The sequence below is a fragment of the Sinomonas sp. ASV322 genome (genome assembly GCF_030908245.1).
Lineage (GTDB): Bacteria > Actinomycetota > Actinomycetes > Actinomycetales > Micrococcaceae > Sinomonas.
Genome location: NZ_JAVFJJ010000004.1, coordinates 307,734 through 330,098 on the forward strand (window position 1 = coordinate 307,734; position 22,365 = coordinate 330,098).

The 22,365-nt window shown below is 69.1% G+C and carries 20 protein-coding genes, 2 tRNA genes and 1 other RNA gene; 8 read left to right on the plus strand and 15 right to left on the minus strand.

Annotated elements, in window-relative coordinates:
• Positions 1-117 precede the first annotated feature (117 nt).
• The 3 genes from epsC to msrA form a co-directional block, all read right to left on the minus strand.
• A complete protein-coding gene (gene epsC / locus RBS12_RS08185) occupies positions 118-696 on the minus strand; it encodes a serine O-acetyltransferase EpsC (RefSeq protein WP_307965667.1) in 579 nt (192 codons plus the stop codon).
• A 48-nt stretch (positions 697-744) separates the two neighbouring features.
• Positions 745-1,677 (minus strand): cysteine synthase A, encoded by a 933-nt coding sequence (gene cysK, locus RBS12_RS08190; RefSeq protein ID WP_307965574.1) that lies wholly within the window; start codon positions 1,675-1,677, stop codon positions 745-747.
• Between the two features lie 84 nt (positions 1,678-1,761).
• Positions 1,762-2,286 (minus strand): peptide-methionine (S)-S-oxide reductase MsrA, encoded by a 525-nt coding sequence (gene msrA, locus RBS12_RS08195; protein WP_307965575.1) that lies wholly within the window; start codon positions 2,284-2,286, stop codon positions 1,762-1,764.
• Positions 2,287-2,340: 54 nt separating this feature from the next.
• On the opposite strand from msrA, the gene RBS12_RS08200 reads away from it, so the two are divergent.
• Both RBS12_RS08200 and RBS12_RS08205 read left to right on the plus strand, forming a co-directional pair.
• Complete coding sequence (locus RBS12_RS08200; protein ID WP_373886497.1) at positions 2,341-3,327, plus strand: Nif3-like dinuclear metal center hexameric protein; 987 nt, start codon at positions 2,341-2,343, stop codon at positions 3,325-3,327.
• 38 nt (positions 3,328-3,365) lie between these two features.
• Positions 3,366-4,100, plus strand: coding sequence for a C4-type zinc ribbon domain-containing protein (locus RBS12_RS08205; RefSeq protein ID WP_307965576.1), 735 nt, complete (start codon positions 3,366-3,368; stop codon positions 4,098-4,100).
• Between the two features lie 11 nt (positions 4,101-4,111).
• On the opposite strand, the gene RBS12_RS08210 is transcribed toward RBS12_RS08205, so the two are convergent.
• Positions 4,112-4,876 carry a peroxide stress protein YaaA gene (locus RBS12_RS08210; protein ID WP_307965577.1) on the minus strand — a complete coding sequence of 255 codons (765 nt, stop codon included), beginning with the start codon at positions 4,874-4,876 and terminating at the stop codon, positions 4,112-4,114.
• Between the two features lie 89 nt (positions 4,877-4,965).
• On the opposite strand from RBS12_RS08210, the gene rnpB reads away from it, so the two are divergent.
• An RNA gene (rnpB, locus tag RBS12_RS08215) (RNase P RNA component class A) lies at positions 4,966-5,349 on the plus strand.
• A gap of 30 nt (positions 5,350-5,379) precedes the next feature.
• On the opposite strand, the gene RBS12_RS08220 is transcribed toward rnpB, so the two are convergent.
• The gene (locus tag RBS12_RS08220) at positions 5,380-6,432 is read right to left on the minus strand and encodes a TIR domain-containing protein (RefSeq protein ID WP_307965578.1); all 1,053 of its coding nucleotides are present in this window, start codon (positions 6,430-6,432) and stop codon (positions 5,380-5,382) included.
• A gap of 164 nt (positions 6,433-6,596) precedes the next feature.
• Positions 6,597-7,463 carry a DUF4231 domain-containing protein gene (locus RBS12_RS08225; protein ID WP_307965579.1) on the minus strand — a complete coding sequence of 289 codons (867 nt, stop codon included), beginning with the start codon at positions 7,461-7,463 and terminating at the stop codon, positions 6,597-6,599.
• A gap of 328 nt (positions 7,464-7,791) precedes the next feature.
• Between RBS12_RS08225 and RBS12_RS08230 the strand changes: the two genes are divergently transcribed.
• Together RBS12_RS08230 and RBS12_RS08235 are read left to right on the plus strand one after the other, a co-directional pair.
• Positions 7,792-9,264 (plus strand): glyceraldehyde-3-phosphate dehydrogenase, encoded by a 1,473-nt coding sequence (locus RBS12_RS08230; RefSeq protein WP_307965669.1) that lies wholly within the window; start codon positions 7,792-7,794, stop codon positions 9,262-9,264.
• Positions 9,265-9,305: 41 nt separating this feature from the next.
• Positions 9,306-9,506 (plus strand): hypothetical protein, encoded by a 201-nt coding sequence (locus tag RBS12_RS08235; RefSeq protein WP_307965581.1) that lies wholly within the window; start codon positions 9,306-9,308, stop codon positions 9,504-9,506.
• 91 nt (positions 9,507-9,597) lie between these two features.
• On the opposite strand, the gene def is transcribed toward RBS12_RS08235, so the two are convergent.
• From def to orn, 3 genes are all read right to left on the minus strand, one after another.
• Positions 9,598-10,170 carry a peptide deformylase gene (gene def, locus RBS12_RS08240; protein WP_307965582.1) on the minus strand — a complete coding sequence of 191 codons (573 nt, stop codon included), beginning with the start codon at positions 10,168-10,170 and terminating at the stop codon, positions 9,598-9,600.
• 122 nt (positions 10,171-10,292) lie between these two features.
• Positions 10,293-10,365 (minus strand) — tRNA-His (locus RBS12_RS08245).
• Between the two features lie 135 nt (positions 10,366-10,500).
• Entirely contained in the window at positions 10,501-11,139 is a 639-nt protein-coding gene (gene orn, locus RBS12_RS08250) for an oligoribonuclease (protein ID WP_307965583.1), read from the minus strand.
• A gap of 90 nt (positions 11,140-11,229) precedes the next feature.
• On the opposite strand from orn, the gene mptB (RBS12_RS08255) reads away from it, so the two are divergent.
• Positions 11,230-12,789, plus strand: a complete 1,560-nt coding sequence (mptB, locus tag RBS12_RS08255) for a polyprenol phosphomannose-dependent alpha 1,6 mannosyltransferase MptB (protein WP_307965584.1) — start codon at positions 11,230-11,232, stop codon at positions 12,787-12,789.
• Here mptB (RBS12_RS08255) and RBS12_RS08260 read toward each other — a convergent pair.
• Positions 12,762-14,006: a glycosyltransferase family 87 protein gene (locus RBS12_RS08260; RefSeq protein WP_307965585.1), complete on the minus strand. Its 1,245-nt coding sequence runs from the start codon at positions 14,004-14,006 to the stop codon at positions 12,762-12,764. The genes mptB (RBS12_RS08255) and RBS12_RS08260 overlap by 28 nt on opposite strands.
• Before the next feature lie 307 nt (positions 14,007-14,313).
• Between RBS12_RS08260 and mptB (RBS12_RS08265) the strand changes: the two genes are divergently transcribed.
• Complete coding sequence (gene mptB / locus RBS12_RS08265) at positions 14,314-15,846, plus strand: polyprenol phosphomannose-dependent alpha 1,6 mannosyltransferase MptB (protein WP_307965586.1); 1,533 nt, start codon at positions 14,314-14,316, stop codon at positions 15,844-15,846.
• Positions 15,847-15,875: 29 nt separating this feature from the next.
• Positions 15,876-15,948: transfer RNA gene (locus RBS12_RS08270), tRNA-Arg, on the plus strand.
• A gap of 86 nt (positions 15,949-16,034) precedes the next feature.
• Here RBS12_RS08270 and RBS12_RS08275 read toward each other — a convergent pair.
• From RBS12_RS08275 to RBS12_RS08295, 5 genes are read right to left on the minus strand one after another with little or no spacing between them, the layout of a single operon-like run.
• Positions 16,035-17,549 carry a helix-turn-helix domain-containing protein gene (locus RBS12_RS08275; RefSeq protein WP_307965587.1) on the minus strand — a complete coding sequence of 505 codons (1,515 nt, stop codon included), beginning with the start codon at positions 17,547-17,549 and terminating at the stop codon, positions 16,035-16,037.
• Complete coding sequence (locus RBS12_RS08280; protein ID WP_307965588.1) at positions 17,546-18,583, minus strand: DUF917 family protein; 1,038 nt, start codon at positions 18,581-18,583, stop codon at positions 17,546-17,548. Before RBS12_RS08280 ends, RBS12_RS08275 begins: the two co-directional genes overlap by 4 nt.
• Positions 18,584-18,592: 9 nt before the next feature.
• Positions 18,593-19,702 (minus strand): DUF917 domain-containing protein, encoded by a 1,110-nt coding sequence (locus tag RBS12_RS08285; protein ID WP_307965589.1) that lies wholly within the window; start codon positions 19,700-19,702, stop codon positions 18,593-18,595.
• The gene (locus RBS12_RS08290; RefSeq protein WP_307965590.1) at positions 19,699-20,796 is read right to left on the minus strand and encodes a DUF917 domain-containing protein; all 1,098 of its coding nucleotides are present in this window, start codon (positions 20,794-20,796) and stop codon (positions 19,699-19,701) included. The genes RBS12_RS08285 and RBS12_RS08290 overlap by 4 nt, the downstream gene beginning before the upstream one ends.
• Position 20,797: 1 nt before the next feature.
• A complete protein-coding gene (locus tag RBS12_RS08295; RefSeq protein WP_307965591.1) occupies positions 20,798-22,345 on the minus strand; it encodes a hydantoinase/oxoprolinase family protein in 1,548 nt (515 codons plus the stop codon).
• Positions 22,346-22,365 lie beyond the last annotated feature (20 nt).

The window sequence follows — 22,365 nt, forward strand, 5'->3', positions numbered from 1 at the left end:
CGGCGACGACGGCGGGGTAACTGCGGGTGAACGTCGCGTGCAGCCACAGGGAACAAACGCGCGACCTCGCCGGTAACAAAGGTCGGGGCCCTTGCCGCTGTGGGCCCCCGCCCGCGCTCAGATGTAGTAGTACTCCGCCGGGTCGACCGCGGGCTTCGTCTCCTTCTCGGAGTCACGATGCCGCCACGTGGCCGGGATGCCCGTCACGATCGAGTTCGGCGGCGCGTCCTTGACGACGACCGCGTTGGCGCCAACGGCGCTCCCCGCACCGATCGTGATCGGCCCGAGAACCTTGGCACCCGCCCCGATCGTCACCCCGTCCCCGATGGTCGGGTGGCGCTTGACCTTGGCGAGCGATCGCCCGCCGAGGGTGACGCCGTGGTAGATCATGACGTCCTCGCCGATCTCGGAGGTCTCTCCGATGACCACGCCCATGCCGTGGTCGATGAAGAACCGCCGGCCGATCGTCGCCCCGGGATGGATCTCGATCCCGGTGAGGAACCGTCCGGCCTGGGAGATGAGCCGCGCGGGGAAGCGAAGCTCGGGCTTCTGCCACATCTTGTGGGTGAGCCGGTGGATCCAGATGGCGTGGAGTCCCGAATAGGCGAGGAAATTCTCGACGTTGCCCCGGGCTGCGGGGTCGTGGGCCCTCGCGGACTCGAGGTCTTCGAGGAGCCGCGCGAACGTGCGCTTGATCAGTGACACAGAGATCTTTCTACCGCAGCCCGGGCGCCGAGGCGATTCCTAGCTGCGGATGTCGTCGAAGAGGACAGTGGAGATGTAACGCTCGCCGAAATCCGGGACAATCGCGACGATGAGCTTGCCCGCGTTCTCGGGGCGCTTCGCGAGCTCGAGCGCGCCCCACACGGCAGCGCCGGCCGAGATGCCGCCCAGGATGCCCTCCTGGGTCGCGAGCGCGCGCGCCGTCGCGACGGAGTCCTCGAGCGTCGCGTCCAGGACCTCGTCGTAGACGTTCGTGTCGAGCACCTCGGGCACGAAGTTCGCGCCGATGCCCTGGATCTTGTGCGGGCCGGGGGCGCCGCCGTTGAGGATCGGGGAGTCCTTCGGCTCGACCGCGACGACCTTGACGCTCGGGTTGCGCTCCTTGAGGAGCTGCCCCGCGCCGGTGATCGTGCCGCCCGTGCCGATGCCGCCCACGAAGATGTCGACCTTGCCGTCGGTGTCGTTCCAGATCTCCTCGCCCGTGGTCGCGCGGTGGATCGCGGGGTTGGCCGGGTTTGCGAACTGCTGCGCCCAGATCGAGTTCTCGGTGTTCGCGACGATCTCCTGGGCCTTTTCGACCGCGCCGCGCATGCCGTCGGAGCCCGGCGTGAGGACGATCTCGGCGCCGTACGCGCGGAGCAGCACCCGGCGCTCGGTCGACATCGTCTCGGGCATCGTGAGGATGACCTTGTAGCCGCGCGCCGCGCCAACGAGCGCGAGGGCGATGCCCGTGTTGCCCGACGTGCCCTCGACGATCGTGCCGCCCGGCTTGAGCGCACCCGACTTCTCGGCGGCGTCGATGATCGCGACGCCGATCCGGTCCTTGACGCTGTTGGCCGGGTTGTAGAACTCGAGCTTGACGGCTACATCCGCGCCGAGGCCTTCCGTGAGGCGGTTGAGCCGGACGAGGGGCGTGTTGCCGACCAGCTGAGTGACATCGTCGTAGATGCGCATGGGCTTCCTTTGTTGTCGAGTGCTGCTGCCTTCGCGGCAGCATGGGCGGGCCGCGCTCAGCCTAGCGACGTGCTGAAATGACGGCTACACGTCAAGCCACGCCGAGTAATATTTCCTCGCCTTGGCGAGCTTCGGATTGATGATGACGTGGCAATACCCCGCGTCCGGGTTCTTCGCGTAATAGTTCTGATGGAATTCCTCCGCGGGATAGAAGGTGCTCGCACGCGTCACCTCGGTCACGATGGGCCGGTCCCAGAGGTGCTGATTCCGCTCGATCGCCTCCTCGAAGAGCACCTTCTCCTCGTCATCGACAAAGAACATCGACGAGCGGTATTGGGTCCCGACGTCGTATCCCTGGCGATTCGGCGTCGTCGGGTCGTGGATCGCGAAGAAGAGGTCGAGCACCGTCCCGGAAGGAATGGCCGCCTCGTCGAAAGTGACGGCGACGACCTCCGCGTGGCCCGTCATCCCGCTGCAGACGCTGTAGTAGTCCGGGTTTGGGAGATGGCCACCGATGTAGCCCGAGACGACGGAGCTCACGCCGACGGTCTTCTGGTACACGGCGTCGAGGCACCAAAAGCATCCGCCGCCCAGGATGAAGGTCTTCATGCTGCCTACAATGTCCGGGACAAGCGGAAGATTCCCGAGAGAGGACTGAGCCTTTTGTCTGACGAGAGCTCCGCGTCCGAGAACGCCACCCGCGACCGCGAGAACCCCGCCCTCAAACCGGTCGCGAATGCTGCGGAAGACCGCCCGGAGGGCGTGGACGAAGGCTTCGACGCGACGGACGACGGCGCCGGGCCGGCGCCCGCTGTCACGCTCGCCGAGGTGCTCCTTGCCATCGAGGAGCTGTGGCCCGAGTCGTTGGCCGAGGACTGGGACGCCGTCGGGCTCGTCACGGGACGCCCCGCGCATGAGGTGTCGAAGATCCTCTTCGCCGTCGATCCCGTGCTCGAGGTCATCGAGGAAGCCGTGAACTGGGGAGCGGACCTTCTCATCACGCACCATCCGCTCCTCCTTCGGGGCGTCCACTCGGTCGCGGCGAATACTCCCAAGGGCCGAGCCGTGCACAAGCTCATCGAGTCAGGCACCGCCCTCCTGACGGTCCACACCAATGGCGACAGCGCGGTCGGAGGCGTCTCCGACGTCCTCGCCGACGCCCTCGGGCTCGAGAACGTCGAGCCGCTCGCCAAGTCGGCCAACGGCCTGCCCGAGGAAGGCATCGGGCGCGTAGGAAGCCTTCCGGAGCTCACGAGCCTCGGCGACTTCGCGGGCGAGCTCTTCGCGCTCCTGCCCGCCGTTGCCGGGGGAGTGCGCGTCTCCGGGGATCGCGATGGGCTCGTCCGGCGTGTTGCGATCTGCGGGGGAGCGGGCGACAGCCTCCTCGAGAAGGTGCGGGCCGCGAATGCGGACGTCTACGTGACAGCCGATCTCCGCCACCATCCGGCCTCCGAGGCGCGCGAGGCGAGCGCCGATGGCCGCCCCTACCTCGTCGACGTGAGCCACTTTGCGAGCGAGTGGCTGTGGCTTCCCGCCGCAGCGCAGGCGCTCGACAACGTGCTGCGCGATCAGGGCCACGCCGTGGACATCAGGGTCTCGACCGTCAATACCGATCCGTGGGACTTCATCCTGACGCCCAGCGAGGGATAGAGTCGCAGCCACGAGCCGACGATCCGCAAGGAGGCATCATGCCGAAGGCGCCCGCCGCCGAACAGCTCAAGCTCTTGGACCTCCAGGCCCTCGACGCGAAGCTGCGCTCGCTCGACGTGCGCCGCAAGGCGCTCGAAGAGGATCCCCGCCTCTCCTCGGCGAGCGATGCGCTCACGGCCACCTCCAGATCGGCACGCGACGCCGATCTCGCCGTCGACGAGGCCCAGGCTGCGCTCGTCAAGGCCGAGGACAGCGTGGCCCAGGTTGCCGCGCGCATCGAGAGGGACGAGGCCCGCCTCTACGCCGGTGGGCTCTCGAAGGACCTCCAGGCCCTTCAGCAGGACATCGCGGCCCTCTCGTCGCGGCGCTCCGACCTCGAGGACGCGGAGCTCGAGATCCTCGAGCGGCTCGACGGGCTCCGCGCGGAGCAGTCCACCGCCGCTGCGGCGCTCGCCGAAGCACAGACCGCGTCGGCTGGGCTACGGTCCGAACTCGATGCCAAGCTCGCCGAGATCGCCGAAGAACGCGTGCACGTGGCCCGGGACAGGGCAGACTGCGCGGCCCGAATCGAGGACACGCTCGTCGAGGTCTACGAGAAGACGCTCGCGAAGCGGGGCGTCGGCGCCGCGAGACTGTTCCACGGGACCTCGGAGGGTTCGGGCATGGCGCTCAGCCCGGGCGACCTCGCGACGATCCGGTCCGCGGCCGCGGACGACATCGTGTTCTGCCCCGATTCCGGGTGCATCCTTGTGCGCTCGCCCGAGTGGAGCTGAGCGGATTTCTCTCAGTCGTCGAGCACGAGGACGAGCGAGTGCGGCTTGCGGGCGGTCCCGTCCGTGAGCTCGGCGTTCCAGCGTTCGCGTGCGACGGCGAGCAGAGCGGCGGGGGAAGAGGGCGCTTTCCCGCGGCGCGCGAGCAGGTGCCGCACGAATTCGCCGCGATGATGCTTGGCGAAGTGGCTCACGACCGTGCGCTTCCCGTTGCGCTCGGTGACGACGTCGACCGTCACGGTGCGCTCGGCTGGCGGCGAGTATGCGGAGGCATACGTGCTCGACCGGCAGTCGACGACGAGTCCCTCAGCGGCGCGCTCGGCCAGCGCCTCCCCGAGCCGCGGCTTCCAATAGGACGCGAGCCGCCCGACGCCGGGGAGCGCGGTCGACATCGAGAGGCGATAGGCCGGAACGGCGTCCGCGAAGCCGACGGCGCCCCATAGCGCGGAAATGACGACGATCCATTCATCGGCCTTGCGACGCTGCGCGGGCGTCAGGGAGCCGTAGCCGAGCGCCTCGTACAGCACGCCTGAGTAGACGCGGTGGGCCGGGGCCGCCGGTTCGGCGTGAAGCCGCCGGTTCCGGTCGACGTCGTCCGCCAACGATGCGCCGACGCCGAGCGCCTCGAGCGCGTCGTGCCGCCCGCTCACCTCCGCGAGGGCTTCCATGATTTCCTGCCGCGCGACCTCGAGGCCCGGAAAGCTCAGGGTGGGGAGGTCGACGGCGGCGCCACGAGAGGCGGGGGTCTTGCCTTCAGAGGGCGGCAGGAGGATGAGCACCACGGAATCCTAACTGTTCCTGTCGGCCCGTTGCGCCTCTGCATGGCCCCGGAAGGGCGCCCACAGCGGCTAGAATGCTTTGGCGAGGTCAGGTCGGCTGGGCGATCGCGGGGCGCCTCTTTTCGGGGAGGGGCCGCGAGGAAAGTCCGGGCTCCGCAGGGCAGGGTGGTGGGTAACACCCACTCGGGGCAACCCGCAGGCCAGTGCCACAGAAAACAGACCGCCCGGGCAGTATGCCCGGGTAAGGGTGAAACGGCGGTGTAAGAGACCACCAGCTCCGCGGGCGACCGCGGAGGCTCGGTAAACCCCACTCGGAGCAAGGCCAGACAGGGTGCGTTTGAGGGCTGCCCGCCCAAGCGCCCGGGTAGGCCGCTCGAGGCCGTCGGCAACGGCGGCCCTAGATGGATGATCGCCTCCCGCGTCCGGGCAACCGGGCGCGGAGACAGAACCCGGCTCACAGGCCGGCCTGGCCTCGCACTTCTCAGCCGGCCGCGCCTCCGGGCTCAATAGCCCGTGTAGTTGTTCTGCGCGGCGTAGATCCCGACGAAGACGTAGAAGAGGAGCGCGAGCGCGCCCCATCCGATGCCCACCCAGCCCCAGACGACGGCGAGACGCGAGGCGTTCGCCGATCCCGCGGCGTCTCCGCGGCTCCATCTCGACGTCACCTGGGCGGACATGACGACCGCCACGATGCCGAGGGGAATGAAGGACAGGATCGAGATCAGCATGCTCGTGATGCTGAGCCCCCAATGCTGGGCCGGAAGGCTGCCTGCGGGGTTGGTGCGGGGCTCGTAGCGCGGCCGCGGTGGCCGCTGTGGCTGCTGTCTGAGAGGCGGCGGGTTCGAGACCGTCACCTGCTGCTGCTGCGGCTCGGCGAACGCCGGGATGCGACGGATCCGATCGATTTCCCGCTGCGTGCTCGCGTAGAGGTCTCGCCGGTTCTCGAGCAGGGTGAGGAGTTCGAGTGCCGCGTCGCGTTCGCGGGGGCGCTGGACGGCGTCGGCGAGCTTCGCGACGACAAGGCGCTGTTCGTCGTCGTTGAGCGAGGAGCGATGGAGCATCTCGGACATCCCGCCGAAGTAGGACGCGGGAAGGGGTGGCGCGGGCGGCAAATCGGTTGGCAGCGAGTTGGCCCGCGGCAAGGTGTTCAGGACGTTGGCAAGCTCGATGCCGGTCGTGAGCGTTGGGCGCGTGAAGTCGATGTATTGCCGTGCGGCGATATCCGGGGGAAGGAGGTCGTCGCGGACCTCTCGCACCTTGATCGGAATGAGTGGCTTGCCAAGCGCAAGGGCGTAGCCCCGCTCCGCCCTCGCCGCGTCCGATTCCAGGAGTTCGGTCGAGACGGCAACGATCACGGCGTCACAGCGTCGAAGCTGGTCCAGGATTTCGTTCCACCACTCGTGGCCGCCCTCGAGATTGCCGTCGATCCACGCCTCGTGGTGCATGGCGACGACGGCCTGGCGGATGCGATCCGCGGCATCCTGGTCGGCGCGCGCGTAGGAGATGAAGACGAGCCGGCTCCTGTGTGGCCCGGTGCCTCCGGCGGGGATGGCCATGGCGGATCTCCTTGACGAGGCCGGAGTCGCCATCCCCCGCAACAACTCCGGGGATAACCCCGAGGAGATCGCCTCCGGGGGTTAATCCAATGACTGTCGTAATGAGGATACGCCGCCGCTCAAGGGTGCGCCAGAGGCTGCCCGGATCGATTCGGCGCGGAACGTCATTCGTTGCGCGACGCGAGCCACATCGTGTGTTCCCGGCTGATGGCCTCCTCGGCGTCGGACACGGCGTGGGCCCATTCGCTTTCGTTCACCTGCGAGAGGAGGTCCTCTTGGAGCGAGAGCTCGCGGCTCGCGAGGCTGTAGGCCGCCGAGAGCTGGGCGTATTGCTTGAGGGCGAGCCAGGCCGCGCCTGCGCCGATGGCCGCGCCGAGGATGCCGGCAAGGTCGACTTCGAGCGCCTTCGTGACCCGCAGGGTCGAGGCGGTGACTGCGATGATCTCGGCCGCGACGAGCGCCGTTCTCCATGCATCGGCTTTCCGCTTGTCCTGCCGCGCCTTGCGGGCATACCAGTTGCGCTGGTCACGCGTGCGGTGTTCGAGGTAGGCGGCTCGCCGCGTCTCGAAGTCGCTGTGCCGAAGCTCCGTCATCCATGCGGTGACGAGAGGGCTTTCCGTGGACATCGAGATCTTGTCGCCTCCCTTCTGGAGGAGCAGCTCGGCGCGCTGGCGCAGGATCCGCCGCGCCTCGGCGTCGTCGATGCCCGACGCGAACGGATCGCCGCCGACGGCGTAGCACCACGCCATGGTCTTCATGGACTCGGCGAGGGCTCGGCCTGAGTACCAGTCTCGTTCCGGCTGCAGGTAGGCCAGGACGAGTTCCGCGACGAGGGCGACGAGGAACCCGGCGAGGGCCACGAGGGCCCCCGCATCGAGGTCCGCCGCCGACCACGTGATGGCGCCTCCAAGTGCGCCCGCAACCGCGCTCCAGAGCCGCGTCCGATTGAGGGCGAGATAGGTGCGCTGCGCTGCCAAGGACGCGGCGTCGGCGTCCTTGAAGAATCCGGGGAGCTCCAGGCCGGTGTCCATATGGCTCTTCCCGCCGAGCGGTTCACGCGGGCCGACGGCCTGTGGTCCGGCGCCCGGCTGAACGCAGTGTAGGGCTGGCGGTGGGGGCTCGCCAGCCTTCGCGCGCCGGCATCTGTGAGTGAGTTCACATGGTATCCCGGATTTGATGCTGGGCTAGGCCGGTAGAATTGAGCCTGAACGTGGATGTTCAAGAGCCGGCTCTGCGATCGCAGACCGGCTTTTTTCGCGTCAGGCCCCGGTACTCGGCGCCGCGCGTCCGGCGCACAACGGTGTGCGCGACACTGCAGAGAAAGGCACCTGTGTGAGCAAGACGGAGTCCGCCCGCGAAATGGAAACGGCCTTTGACACGTGGATCGGCCGCGAGGCCGCAGCAGAAGAGATGATCCCTCTGATCGGGCGCCTGTACCGCGAGAACAACGTCGTGACGTCGGTCCACGGCCGGAGCCTCATCAACCAGTCGGTCGTCGGCCTCCTCAAGGCGCACCGCTGGGCCCGCCAGATCGACAGCGAGGAACTCGATCTCGAGGAGACCCTCCCGATCCTCAAGGCACTCGACACGCTTGAGCTCGGCGCCGCGTCGATCGACATCGCCCGACTCAACGAGAGGTTCCGCGAAGAGGGCGGGAGCCGGACCCTCGAGCAGTTCCTGCGCGACGAGCTTGCGGCGATCGTGGGCCAGCGGGGCGCCGATCCGCGGCCGAGCACCGACGTCGTCCTCTACGGCTTCGGCCGCATCGGACGCCTCGTCGCCCGCATCCTCATCGAGCACGCGGGCGGCGGCCACGGCCTGCGCCTGCGGGCGATCGTGGTCCGCAAGGGCTCCGACAAGGACCTCGTGAAGCGCGCGAGCCTCCTGCGCCGCGACTCGGTGCACGGGCCCTTCGAGGGCACCATCACGGTGGACGAGCAGAACAACACGATTCTCGCCAACGGAACCCTCATCCAGGTCATCTACTCGGACAACCCCGCGACGGTCGATTACACGCAGTACGGAATCGACAACGCGATCGTCGTCGACAACACGGGCAAGTGGCGCGACGAAGCCGGCCTTTCGCAGCATCTCGAGAGCAAGGGCGTCGCGCGCGTCCTCCTCACGGCCCCGGGCAAGGGGACCCTCCCGAACATCGTCCACGGCATCAACCATGGCGACATCGCGCCCGAGGACCGCATCGTCACGGCGGCCTCGTGCACGACCAATGCCATCACGCCCGTGCTCAAGGCCGTCAACGACAAGTACGGCGTGCTCCACGGACACGTCGAGACGGTCCACTCCTTCACCAACGACCAGAACCTCACCGACAACTTCCACAAGGGCGACCGCCGCGGCCGATCCGCCGCCCTCAACATGGTCCTCACCGAGACCGGTGCCGCGAAGGCTGTCGCGAAGGCCCTGCCGGAGCTCGCCGGCAAGCTCACGGGCAACGCCATCCGCGTTCCCACCCCGGACGTCTCGATGGCGATCCTCAACCTGAGCCTCGAGAAGGAGACGACGAAGGACGAGGTCAACGCGTACCTCCGCGACGTGTCCCTCCACTCGGAGCTGCGCAAGCAGATCGACTACATCGCCTCTCCCGAGGTCGTCTCGACCGACTTCGTCGGCTCCCGCCGCGCCGGCATCGTGGACGGCCTCGCGACGATCAGCAACGGCACGAACCTCGTGCTCTATGTGTGGTACGACAACGAGTTCGGCTACACCTGCCAGGTCGTGCGGGTGCTCGAGGAAATGGCAGGCGTCCACGCGCCGTCGTTCCCCGAGAACGCCGCCGCTCGGGCTGGCGACCTTTTCGCAACAACTCGGTAAGGTCACTGGATTCGCCCAGCAAGCAGGGGCAAGATGCAGCTATGGAAGCGACTGAGCACGAGAGCACGCTCGAACACGCCCTCGATGTGGCCAAGGCCAACGCAAAGCAGGCACGGCTCCTCCTGGACCACGCGAAGGCCAAACTCGAGGCCGGGGAGGTCACTCCCCAGCGGGTCGCCCAGCTCGAAGAGCTGTTGCGGACTGCCGAGGAAGACCTCGTCCGGGTGAGCAGGGAACAGTAGCCGAATCGACACGTTCATGACGGAGGGCGCCGCACCAGCAGGTGCGGCGCCCTCCTTTCTCTGCCGTGACTCCCGGCGTGCGGGGCGGGGCTCAGTGGCCGAACGGATCCGGGTCGACCCCCGGCATCCACGTCAGGCCCGGCACCCCCCAGCCGTGGTTCTTCGCGGCCTTCTTCGCCTTGCGGGAGTACCGGTCCGTGAGCCTGTCGACGTAGAGCTTGCCGTCGAGGTGGTCGTATTCGTGCTGCATCACGCGGGCGAACCAGCCCGTGGCCACGAAGTCGACGGGCTTGCCCTCGCCGTCGAATCCCTCCACCCGGGCCCAGTCGGCCCGCTTGAGGGGATAGCTTTCCCCGGGGAAGGAGAGGCAGCCCTCTTCGTCTTCCTCTGGGTCGGGCGCCGAGCCCGGGATCTTGGAGAGGGTCAGCCGAGGATTGACGACGGCGCCGCGCGGCGGCACGCCGTCGTCGTTCTGGTACTTGTACACGAAGAGGCGGAGCCCGACGCCGATCTGGGGTGCCGCGAGCCCCACGCCGTTGGCCGCGTCGTTCGTCGCGTGCATGTCGTCGATGAGCCCGCGGAGCTCGTCGTCGAACTCGGTCACCTCGGAGGCCCGCCGATGGAGGACGGGCTCCCCCCAAATGGTCACGGGGTGGACAGTCATGGGCATCCCTCGGGGTCGTGGACAATGCTGGAGCGCGCAGCCGGACGGCAGCCGAGCGGGGCCGACGCGCAAGAGGCCGCACGGTGAACCGTGCGGCCTCTTGCGGGGATGACCCCTCTCGGGGTGAGTAACGGGGGTTGAACCCGCGACCTTCTGGACCACAACCAGACGCTCTGCCAACTGAGCTATACCCACCATGCAACCCGCGGAGAAGCGCGCAAGAATCCCTGCACCCTCTGCGCTGGCAACGAGTAACAGTCTACCTGTTGTTTACGAGTGCTTTTGCCACTTGAGGCCGATCGCCTCGACTTTTCCCCGACGAGGCGCGGGTCACACGTCCGCCGTGGCGGTCCCCGAGCCGCTCGACGCGGCGGAGATGCGCGCGGAGATCTCCTGGGCCTTGGCCGAATCCGGACCGGGCTGCGGGACGAAGATTGCCTCGCGGTAGTAGCGGAGTTCGTCGATCGAATCGCGGATGTCGCCGAGCGCCCGATGGCCGCCGGTCTTGGCGGGCGCCTGGAAGTAGGCGCGCGGGAACCAGCGCCGCGCGAGCTCCTTGATCGTCGAGACGTCCACGATCCGGTAGTGCAGATGCTCGACGACCTCGGGCATGTCGCGCGCGAGGAACGTGCGGTCGGTCCCCACCGAGTTACCGCCAAGCTGGGCCTTCCTCGGCTCCGGGACCCATGCGCGGATGTACGCCAGGACCTGGGCCTGCGCGGCCTCGAGCGTGAGGCCGTCCGGCAGCTCGTCGAGCAGCTTGGAGGTCGTGTGCATCTCGCGCACGAAGTCGTTCATGCCGGCGAGAGCCTCGTCCGCGGGGCGGATGACGACGTCGACCCCGTCGCCCAGGATGTTGAGCTCGGCATCGGTCACGAGGACGGCCACCTCGATGAGGGCGTCGCGGGCGATATCGAGGCCCGTCATCTCGCAGTCGATCCAGACGATGCGTTCAGCATGGTTTGACACCCTGCCAATCTACCTGAGGCCGTCCCCGCGGGACGGCAGAGGGCCCGATGCTAGACTGAAGCCCTCCCGCCACTGATCGAAGGGTGACCTGTGTCCGCAACGCGCTTTGGCTTGCTCGGGAGGGTTCTCGAGTGGCTGAGGTCGCTGTGGACCGCACTTCCGCCGGTCGGCGTCAACCAGCCCTCGCATTGGGCCCTCGGGCAGGGGTTCGTGGGCTCGCTGCTCATGGTCTACGGCTCGTTCGGCGTGGGCCGGCTCGCGGACGTGTCTCCGCTCACGCGCAGCCCCTTCTTCATCGCGCTCCGCACGGAGAGCTGGGGTGTGACATCCTGCATCCTCGCCCTCGTCGTGGGAGCGATGCTCCTGACCCGGTCGTGGCTGAGGCTCGGGCAGCGCCTCCGTTACTGGGGGTCCGGCACGGTCCGACCGGTCGCCGTCGCGATCGTCCTCTGGGGCCTTCCGCTCGCGTTCACTGTGCCCATCTATTCACGCGATGTCTACGCCTACGTCGGTCAGGGCCGGCTCATGGCGGCGGGCCTGAATCCCTACACGACCGGCATCTCGGCGCTCAACAATTGGCTCGAGCTCGGGACCGACCCGTCGTGGGCGTCGACTCGAACGCCCTACGGACCGTACTTCCTCTGGCTCGAGCGATGGGTCGTCCAGCTGACGGGCGGCCAGCCCGACACCTCGGTGCTGCTCTTCAGGGTCCTGGCGCTCGCGGGCGTTGCGCTCTGTGCGTTCTACGGCTTCAAGCTCGCCCGGCTCCACGGCGTGGACGGCGCGCGGGCCGTGTGGCTCACGGTCGCGAATCCGCTGTTCCTCATCAGCTGCATCGCGAGCGCTCACAACGAGGCGCTCATGATCGGGTTCGCCGTCGCCGGCGTCTACTACGCGGCGCGGGGGAACTGGTTCCTGGGGATCGTCCTCGCGACGGCGTCGATCGGGATCAAGCCGATCACGGCCGTCGTGCTTCCCTTCGTGGGCCTCCTGTGGGCTGGCCCCCGTGCGACCTGGCTCCGCAAGTTCCTGTGCTGGGCGGCCACAGGGCTCGTCAGCCTCGGCCTGTTCGCGGCGAGCTCGCTCGTCTACGGGCTCGGCTTCGGCTGGGTGAATGCGATCGTCGACCCGACGCCCGGCTTCATCGCCTACACGCCGTCGGGCTTCGCGAGCAACGTGATTGCGTGGCTCGGGAGCACGGTCGGCCTCGACGGCGGGTCGATCGCCGAGGTGTTCCGCACGGTCCTCAAGTGGATCGGGGTCGGCCTCGCGGTGCTGCTCATCCTGCGCGGCGACAACAACAAGGTGGTCCGCCGCCTGGGCCTCGCGTTCATGTTCATCGTGGTCCTCGGCCCGATCATCCAGCCGTGGTACGTGCTCTGGTTCATCCCGTTCCTTGCCGTGACGGGGATCCGGGACAACTGGGAGATCAGGCTCTGGTACTTGACCGTCGTGTTCTTCGTCGTCTTCGGGGCGCAGGACCAGCTCTACGTCTTCGGCTTCGTGAACACGCCGCTCGCCCCCGAGGCCATCGCGGGCATCACAGCGGTCGCCTTCCTCGCGTACCTCGTGCTCATTGACCCCAAGACGAGGCGGATCGTCTTCGAACGGCCCGCGGGCCGTCAGAACCTCGCTGCGCGCAGTTCCTGATCGACGGCCGGAGCGCCCTTCCGCCCAAGGCGGACGAGGCGGATGGCCGCCCACACGAAGAGCGCGACGAGCAGGACATTCCGGACGCTGAGCACGAAGGCCATGATCGGGTTGTTGTGGCTCAGGGCGTCGTAGAAGAGCGGGTAGACGACGAACGTCGCCGCCGCGATGCCGAGGAGCAGACGAGCCGGGACGCGCCACGCCGTGCGGTCCTGGGCGAGGCCGAGCGCGACGACGGGGCCGAGCCAGACCATGAACTGCGGCGAGCCGACCTTGTTGAACACGATGAACGCGCTCACCATCGTCAGGGCTCCCGCGAGCAGGAGCTCGGCGCGATCCTCGTGGCCGCGCTTCTTGCCCTCATGGAGGGCCCAGAAGATCACGATCGCGACCGCGAGCGCGATGACGACGAAGAGCGGCTGCATGAGGGCCGAGGCGATCGTGCTGCCGGGACCGTCCACCTGCATCGAGTTGATCTCGGTGTTCATGTACATCCGGGCGCCGCCGATCCCGAGGACTGACATCCACAGCCACGGGGTCGTGAACGTCGCCTCGAGCTGCATGCCTCGGGATCCCTGTGTCGTGAGGAAGTCGAGGAGGTGGGGGAAAACATGGAGCGCTGCGGCGACGGCGGCGACGGCGGCCGTCACGAGGATTCCGCCGACGACGACCTTCCAGCGGTCGCGGACGACGGCGAAGAGCGGCACGAGCGCCGCGGCCGGCCAGACCTTCATCCAGGTCGCGAACGCCAGGATCGCCGAGGCGGCGAACGGGCTCGCAACGCCGAGGCTCAGACCCAGCAGGACGATCGGCGCGGTGACGCCGTCGACCCTCGCGAAGCCGAGCGTGCCCATGATCGCGATGAAGACGAGCCACCACCAGCCCGCGCGGATGCCTTCGTGCTTCTTTCCCCAGCCGCTCAGGACGCCGAGGGCGACCCCGTTGAGCACCGAGGTGAGCAGGACCCACAGGATGAGGAACGGGCCGCCGCCGAGGAGGCCCGAGATCCAGATCGGGAGGAGCCCCGCGATGGGGTAGACCCACGGCGAGGGCTGGACGTCCTGCGGGAATCCGCCCACGGACCAGTCACGGTAGATGTTCGTGTCGCTGAAGGCCTGGCCTTGGAAGACGAAGATCGACATGAATGCGAGGTAGCCGAGGTGCACGACGAGGTACCCGGTGAGGAGACCGCGCGGCGTCAGGAGCCACCGCTTCACCTCGAGGGGCCCGGCGGCCTGATTGCTGTGGTCCGCGGGGCGGGGCGTCTCGGTGGGAATGGCGGTCTCCTCAGAGTCATGCGGGGGCCGTGGACGGCAGAGCGGCCGCCTGCCAGTTTATCAGCGGCCTGTCCTGAGCCTTCCTCGAAGGCCCCGCTCAGGCGGCTGCTGATAGCATCGAATCCATGTCACGCCAAGCGATCGGAGGCGTTGGCAGCACCGCGCGGTGAGCGCAAGGCGCCGGGCGGTCGCGTCGCGCTCTGGGCGTGAGACCGCGCGACGCCTTCCTCGACAGTAGGGAATGACGATGCCTCAGCCTTCGGCTGGCAGCAGCCTGAGCGCCGCACCCGGTGCCCGGACGATCGCTGCCCTCCCAGGGGCTGGGGCGGTGGCGGTCTGGCAGGGCACCGCGGCCTCGCTGTGCATGATGCTGGGCGGGCTCGGCGTCGGCTGGATGGCCAGCGGCTCGTCCCTCATCCGCGTTCCGTTCTTCATCGCCTTGCGGGACAATCCCGTGCTCGTCGTGCTCTGCACGGTCCTCGTCGCGTTCGGCGGCCTCCTCCTCGTCCGCGCGTGGCTGCGGCTCGAGCAGCGGGTAGGGGACTGGAGTGCAGTCCGTCCCGCGGTCCTGTACCGAATCGCGGCCCTGTGGTGTGCGCCTCTCATGCTCACGTTCCCCCTCTTCAGCCGCGACGTCTACGCCTACATCGGGCAGGGCCGGCTCATGATGGCAGGGCTCGATCCGTACGTGAACGGCATCTCGGCGCTCAACAACTACCACAACCTCGGTCCCGACTCGCTCTGGACCGAGGCGCCGACGCCCTACGGCCCCCTGTTCCTGTGGATCGAGCAGGGCATCGTGTGGCTCAGCGGAGGGAATCTCGAGGTCGCCATCGTCCTTTTCCGCGTCGTCGCGGCAGTGGGTGTGGCGCTGTGCGCGGTCGCCGTCGTGGGGCTCGCGCGGCACTATGGCCTCGACCCGTCGCGGACCCTGTGGCTCACGGTCGCGAACCCGCTCTTCGTCATCAACTTCATCGCGAGCATCCACAACGATGGGCTCATGCTCGCCCTGCTCCTCGTCGGGCTTCTCGCGGCGGTCCGCGGCCGCCCCGTCGTCGCCGTCGTCCTCGTGACGCTCTCGATCGGGATCAAGCCCATCACCCTCATCGCGCTTCCGTTCGTCGGGCTCATCTGGGCGGGCCAGAACGCGAGGTGGGGCCGGAAGGTCGCCTGCTGGGCGGCGACTGCCGGAATTTCGGGCGGCCTGCTCGCCGCCGTCGGTGCCCTGACGGGCTTCTGGTTCGGATGGCTGCCCGCGATGACGACGTCGGGCACTGTGTGGATCTGGTACGCGCCGTTCGGCCTGCTCGCGGCGACGGCAGGCGCCGTCGTCCAATTGTTCAGCGGCCCCGGGGACGTCGTGTCGGAGGCCGTGAAGACGGCTGGCCGCGTCGTGGGAATCGTCGCCGCGGCGTGGTTCGTCCTAAGGGGGACGAGCGAGACGATCATGCTCCGGATGGCGCTCGCGTTCACCGCCGTCGTCGTGACGGCCGCGATGATCCAGCCCTGGTATGTCACGTGGCTCATGGCCTTCTTCGCGCTCGTGGGCGTGACCGACGGCTGGCGCCTGCGCCCCTACTATCTCGTGACCCTCTTCTTCACGGTAATCGCGCTGACGGATCAGCTCGACGTGTTCGAGTGGATCCCCATCGTCATCGTCCGCGCCGTCGCGATCGCCCTGAGCGTCGCGTTCGCGGCCTACATCATGCTGTGGGACTGGAAGACCCGCGTGCTGTTCGGCCCCGGCGCGGCGATGGGCCGGGTCACCGCGTCGCGCTAGACTGATCAGGCAAGCAGCGCGCTGCGCCTGCCCCAGTAGCTCAGCGGATAGAGCAGGGGCCTTCTAATCCTCTGGTCGGGGGTTCGACTCCCTCCTGGGGCGCTTCTGTGCGGTGCTCCGGGCCCTCCATGCGTGGCCTGACGCCGACCATGCCCCTGGCCTACGGGCCGGGGGCATGGTGTGTCCCGCTATTTCTTCACGGCGCGGCATGCGAGGTGGAGCGCGAGCCGGGCCTCGGGACTGGCCATGTCGATGCCCAACAGCTCCTCGATCCGGTGGACGCGCGCGGCAACGGTGTTCCGGTGGAGGCCAAGGGCGGCGGCCGTCGCCGCGATGCTCGACTCGTGGTCGAGATAGGCGGACAGCGTCGCGAGCAGATCGTTCCGGTCAGTCCGCAGGGGCGCGAGCAGTGATTCGGCCGCCGGAAGGAACGTATCGCTTCCGGTCCACGCGAGGAGGAGCTGGTCAAGGCCGAGGCTGTCGACGCGCACGAACCAGCCCATGGCCGACCTGTCGGACGCGATCCTCGCGGCGTCGCTCGCTTCGCCCAGGGTCGAGGACAGGCCCGCAGAACCGATGTGAACGGAGCCGACGCCGGTCGCGACGTTGAACGAGCGTCGCACCCTCGTGTGGAGGTCACGGAGGGCAGACACAGCGGCTTCGACGTCCTTCGGGCCCGGCGGATCAGCGAAGGTGATCCAGCCGCTCACGCCACGGCCGCTCGTGGTCGCGTGGGCCGGCGCGAGGCCGAGGACGCCCGTTTCGCGCGAGACGAGCCGCAGAAGCTGGAACGTATCGAGGCGGCTTCGCCCGAGGATGCGGAAGCCCAGGTGATGGCCCCCCGTGCGCCACCCCCGGTCGAGCATCCGCCGCTCGACCTCGGCGTTCGGCACGCCGCGCAGGTCGAGGAAGTCGCGCAGCAGCCCCGAGGAGACTGCCGCGTCGTTGACCGCCGCGACGTCGTCGATGAGGATCCGGGCCGCGACTGCGGGCATCGCGATTTCGGCGGCGACGGCGAGGGCCTGCAGCTGCGCGTCGTCGAGTCCGTCGCCGAAGAGCACGAGGCGCAGCCCGGTTCGCGTGGGGCTGTCGATCCGCACCGACGCGGCCGCGGATTCACCGGAGCGGACGACGTCGATCCACGTGCCGGTCGCGATCCCTGCCCGGAGCGCGTCCCCGAGCCGGCCGCCTGCCTCGTGGAGAATCCCCGACGCGTCGACGACCGCGAGTCCGTGGCCGAGGTTGGCCGCCAGATGGCGGAGCAGCCCGGGAAGGTCGTCAGCGGCGAAGGCGAAGGAGCGGGCAATGCGGCGCACATAGTCGAGAGTGAGCGCGTCCCGGGCCTCGACGAGCTGCCAGCAGGCCTTGGCGAGCTCGACGGGCCGTGCCGCATCGAGGAGGGTCAGCCCGAGGCGAAGCGCAATGGCGCGTGCCCCCGATCCGAAGTCCTCGGCGTGGGGGAGCGCGAGGCCGCGGTAGCCGCGGTCGCGCACGCGTCGCAGGAGGGCGTCCTGCTGCCAGGGCGCCGACGGCGCCGCCGCCGTGAGAATCGCGAGGCTCCCGTCGTCGTCGTTCGCCAGCTCGCTCTCGTCGGCGCCGACGACGACGCCAGCCCATGCGGCATCGTCGGGCCCCGCAACGAAGCGCAGGCGGCCGTTGGCCGGGTGCGCGAGGAGTGCGCGGAGGCGGAGAGGCCCGCTCATGCGGGAGGATCCAGTTCGTCGAGTCCGTAGGCCGAGGGGACGACCTTGCGGAGCCGTGTGGGCTCGGCCGCCCACCACGGCGGCGCGGGAAGCTCGATCGCCGCGACAGGGCGCGCGAACGTGAGGTCAGTCACCTCGAGCACTTCCCGGGACACCGCGTCGAGGACGGCGATGACGGCCGGCGCCGACGCCTCGAGCCGCCCGTCGGTGAGGAAGGCCAGCGTCTCCGATCGTGCGACGATCCGCTGGACTTCGCCCCTCGCCCCCGCGAGCTCGATGCATTTGACGTGGGGATCGCGCGCGTCGGGTTCGACGGCCGTGATGCGTCCGTGCCCGAGAAGACGGCCTCCGAGGGCGGCGGCCAGCTGGTGGAGGGGCATCTGGGCGGACGCCGCGTAGGCCTGCCCGAGGCTGAGCGCTCGGCGAAGGTTGCCAAGGATGGCGTGCTCGAGGAGGTCACCCACCGTGAAGCCGGCGAACACCGCGCCGCCCGTGCCGCCGGCCTGGATGATCGCGGAGCGGATGATCCGCTCGGCGTCGATCGCCCGCGGCGTCGACACGAGCATGACGCCGCCCGCACCCGTGTCGCATGCGACGACGACGCCCGGAACACGGTCCACGAAAAGCGACATCTGGTCGAGGCCCGGCACGGCGCGACCCGTGCAGTCGGCGTCGACGACGACGCGCTCGCCGGCGAACGCGAGCGGGACCAGCCCGTTGAGCCCTCCGCCCTCGAGGGAGCACACCGCGGGGATCCGCTGCCCGAGCCAGCGTTCGACGGCGGCGATGAGGGGAGCGAACGGTGCGTCGCCCGGGAGCCGCTCGCCCAAGAGCATCGTCGATCCCACGAAGGCCGCGCCGAGGCACGGCGTGGACGGATCGAGATCCTGCGGATCTTCGACCGAGATCGGCCACGCCGCGGCGCGGCCGAGCATGAGCTCGAGCATCGTCGTCGTGCCGCCGCCCCCAGAGCCCAGGAGCGAGAATCCGCGCGCGAGGGCGGGGAGCTGGCTCCGGTCGAGGACAGTGGGCACACCCCCAGCCTAGAGGTGCGGCATCGCGCGGGAGGCCTCCACCGGCACGAACTCCTCGTCGAGCCCGAACGCCGCGGGGCCAAAGGCCGCGAGCGCCCCTGCCGTGCGCATCATCGCAGGCGTCGAGATGCCGAGGACGCGGACGCGCTGGCCGTAGCGGAGGCCTTCGGTCGTGATGGGCTCCGCCGATTCGTGGTCGACGACGCAGATGAGGTCCGGGACGATCGCGACGAGTTCGCCGCCGCGGCGCGCGATGAGGTTCTCGTTCTGGAAGAGGATCTCGAAAGTCTCCTCCGGCGCGTCGAGCGGCGCGATGGCCGCGCGGCCCTTCGCGAAGCCCTCTGTGGTGCGCCGCTCGACGTCCGTGACCTTCCCGACGACCAGTTCGCGCACGTGCGAATAGAGCGTCGGCGCGAGCGTCTCGGCGATCGCGTCGAACGGGCTCGTGTGGGCTTCCCGCGCGAGCCGGATGGCCCGACCCAGGGCGAGGGCCATCGAGAGCGTGCGGGGAACGGCGGTGCGCTTCACCTCCGCGCCGGACATGGCGTACTCGGCGATGTGGCCGACGCCTCCGAGGCGGATCGTGACGGCGCGCGCAAGCCACTCCATCTGCCGATCGTCGTCGCCCGTGTCGATGATGACCCGCTCGCCCCGTTCGCCAGCGAGCGCGAGCGGCGATCCGTGCACCCCATAGACCGCGAAGGTCTCCATCGACAGCTCGGGGAACGCTCGGCCCATGCCGTCCGCGTCGACCACGGGAAGCCCGGTCTCGGCTGCGACGACCAGCGGGATCATCGAGTTGATCCCGCCGCATTCGATGGGCATGGTCGCGTCGGCGGCGCGTCCGAGATGCGACTCGAGGGTCCTGAGCGCGAGCGTGGGCTCGGTGCCGGCAGGGATCTTCTCGACCATGACGGTGGGGGCGCCCATCTGGGCGGTCGGGATGACGAAGGCATCGTCGTCGAGGTCTTCGGGGTCGAGCACCGTGATGCTGCCGTCCCCGAGCACGCGCCGCACGAGCATCGAACCGATGTAGGGATCGCCTCCGCCGCCGGTTCCGAGGAGGGTGGCGCCTCGGGCCAGATCCGGGAGGTCGGCGGCCGTGAGCTGCCAGCTCACGCGACGGCCTCTGCAGCCGCGATGACCTCGGGGGTTCCGTCGAATCGATGCGGGGGGAAGTCGTACCCGAAGTACCGGGGGCCGACCATGGCGAGCGCCGCCGTCGTATGCCAGCGCTCGTCGGACGGCGCGGCGAGGACGCGCACGCGCTGGCCGTAGCGGAGGCCCTCGGTCGTGATGGGCTCCCCGGAATCGTGCTCGAGCACGATGATGAGGTCTGGCGTCGTCGCGAGCGTCGTCCCGTCGGCCTCGGCGATGAGGTGCTCGTTCTGGAAGCTGAGCGTGAGCTGCGCTTCCCCACCGTCGATCCGGGCGCGTCCCCGGGCGAAGCCCGTCGTCGTCGCGCGGTGGACGTCGACGACCTTGCCCGCGAAGATCTCGCGACCCCCGAGCAGCTCGACCGTGCGCGCAACCGCGTCGGCCTTCTCGCGGCGCGCCGCCGCGATGCCCCGCCCGATCTCGATGCACCGCGTGAGCGAGCCGGGGACGAGCGCCTCGCGGGACTGGCTCCCGGACATGCGGAACCCGGAGATCATGACCGAACAGCCCATTTCGACGCACGCGACGCGGGCTATGCGCTCGGTCCACGTGTTGTCCACCGTCTGCAGGACGCCGATGTTCCCCTTCTCGTCGCTGAAGGCGAGCGGGGACGCCGTGATCCCGTAGAGGGTCGGGAGGACCATCTGCAGCTCTGGGAAGGCGCGTCCCATGCCGTCCGCGTCGAGGAGTGGCAGGCCGAGTGCCGCGGCCGCGGCGATCGGGATGGTCGAGTTCACGCCCCCGACCTCGGCGCACGCGATGTGGGTCACCGGACGCCCCAGGTAGGTGGCCAGGCCGTGGACCGGGGCTGTCACCTCGTCGAGGCTCGGAAGCTTCTCGACCATGACCGTTGGAGCCCCCATCATCGCGACCGTGAGGACGAGGGCGTCGTCGGGCACCTCGTTGAGTGTCACGACGGTCACGTCTCCGTGCTCGCGGATGGCCTGGGCGGCGAGGAGGCCCCCGATGTACGGGTCGCCGCCTCCGCCGGTCCCGAGGACGGCGGCTCCGCGCGCGAGGTCTTCGATGTCAGCCACGCCGATCGTGCGGATCATGTCACACCCCCATGTCGAGGTCGCCGACGGCCTTGACGCGCACGCGCGTCGCGTTGCCGGGAAGGTACGGGATGGGAACCTCGTCGAAGTCGACGATCTCGACCGTTGACGGCTTGGCGCCCGCCGCGACGGCCTTGTCCGCGGCCTCGGCGCGCACGTCGGCAAGCATGGCCTCGCGCCGGCCCGGCTCGATGGCGTAGACCTTGTCGATCTCGCCCCCGACCTGGGCGATCGACGCGCCGATCGCGTTGGCCACCGCATAGTTCTCGGGCCGGTGGACCGCGCCGAAGAGCGACAGCTCGTCGGGCAGTAGGATCGAGCCGCCGCCGACGGCGACGACGGGGATCGGCTCGGGCGAGGTCCGCATCCGGTCGACGGCTTCCGCGACGCGCTCGGCGATGCGGTCGAGGACTCGCCGGACGAGTGAGGGGTCGAGGTGGGCCACCTTGGCGGGGTCGCCGATGCTCGCGCGGCCCGCTGCGACGGCGATATCCGTCGCCGTGAGCGTCGAGCCGCCGAACACGAGCGCCTCGGTCGTGAGCCGGTACCCCACGGACTCGGGGCCGACTTCGGCCGTGTCCGGGTCGACGATGCTGCCGCCGCCGATGCCGATCGAGAGGACATCCGGCATGCGGAAGTTCGTCCGGATGCCTGCCACCTTGACTTCGTTGGCCGTCTCCCGCGGGAACCCGTTGATGAGGAGGCCGATGTCTGCGGTCGTGCCGCCGACGTCGACGACGGCGCACGTCGAGAGGCCGCTCGTGACGGCGGCGCCGCGCATCGAGTTCGTGGGACCAGAGGCGAACGTCGCGACGGGGTAGAGGCGCACGTAGTCCTCGTCCATGAGCGTCCCGTCGTTCTGGCTGAGGAAGATCTGTGCGTCGATGCCCTGTGCGCGCACGGCGGCCGTGAGACCGTCCACGATCTCGGACGCGAGCTCGCGGAGCGCCGCGTTGATGATCGTCGCATTCTCGCGCTCGAGCAGCCCGATGCGGCCGATCTCGTGCGAGAGCGAGATCGCGACGTCCGGCCCGAGCTCCTCGGCCAGGATGCGGGCGGCCTCGACCTCGAGGTCGTGGTTCACGGGGCTGAAGACCGAGGAGATCGCGACCGAGCGGATACCGTGGGCCTTCATGTCCGCCGCGTGCTTGCGAAGCTCCTCGGGGTCAAGCGGGGAGATGGGCCGGCCGTCGAACTCGTAGCCGCCGTGCGCGAGGTAGCTGCGGCCCTCGATCGCGTGCGTGAGCACCTCGGGCCAATCGACGAGCGGCGGGAGCGCCTTCGTCGCGGGGAGCCCCAGGCGCAGCGCTGCGGTGGGCGCGAGGCGCTTGGCCTGCACGAGGGCGTTGATGAAGTGCGTCGTCCCGATCATGACGGCGCTGATGTCGCTGCCCTCGAACGTGTGCCGGGCCCGGAGGTCCTCGATGGCGCGGACGATCCCGCCCGTGACGTCTGGGGTCGTCGAGTGCTTGACGCCCGCGAGGGTCTTGGTTCCGTCCATGAGGACGGCATCGGTGTTGGTGCCGCCGACGTCGATGCCGATGTGCATGATTCTCGCTTTCGGTCGTG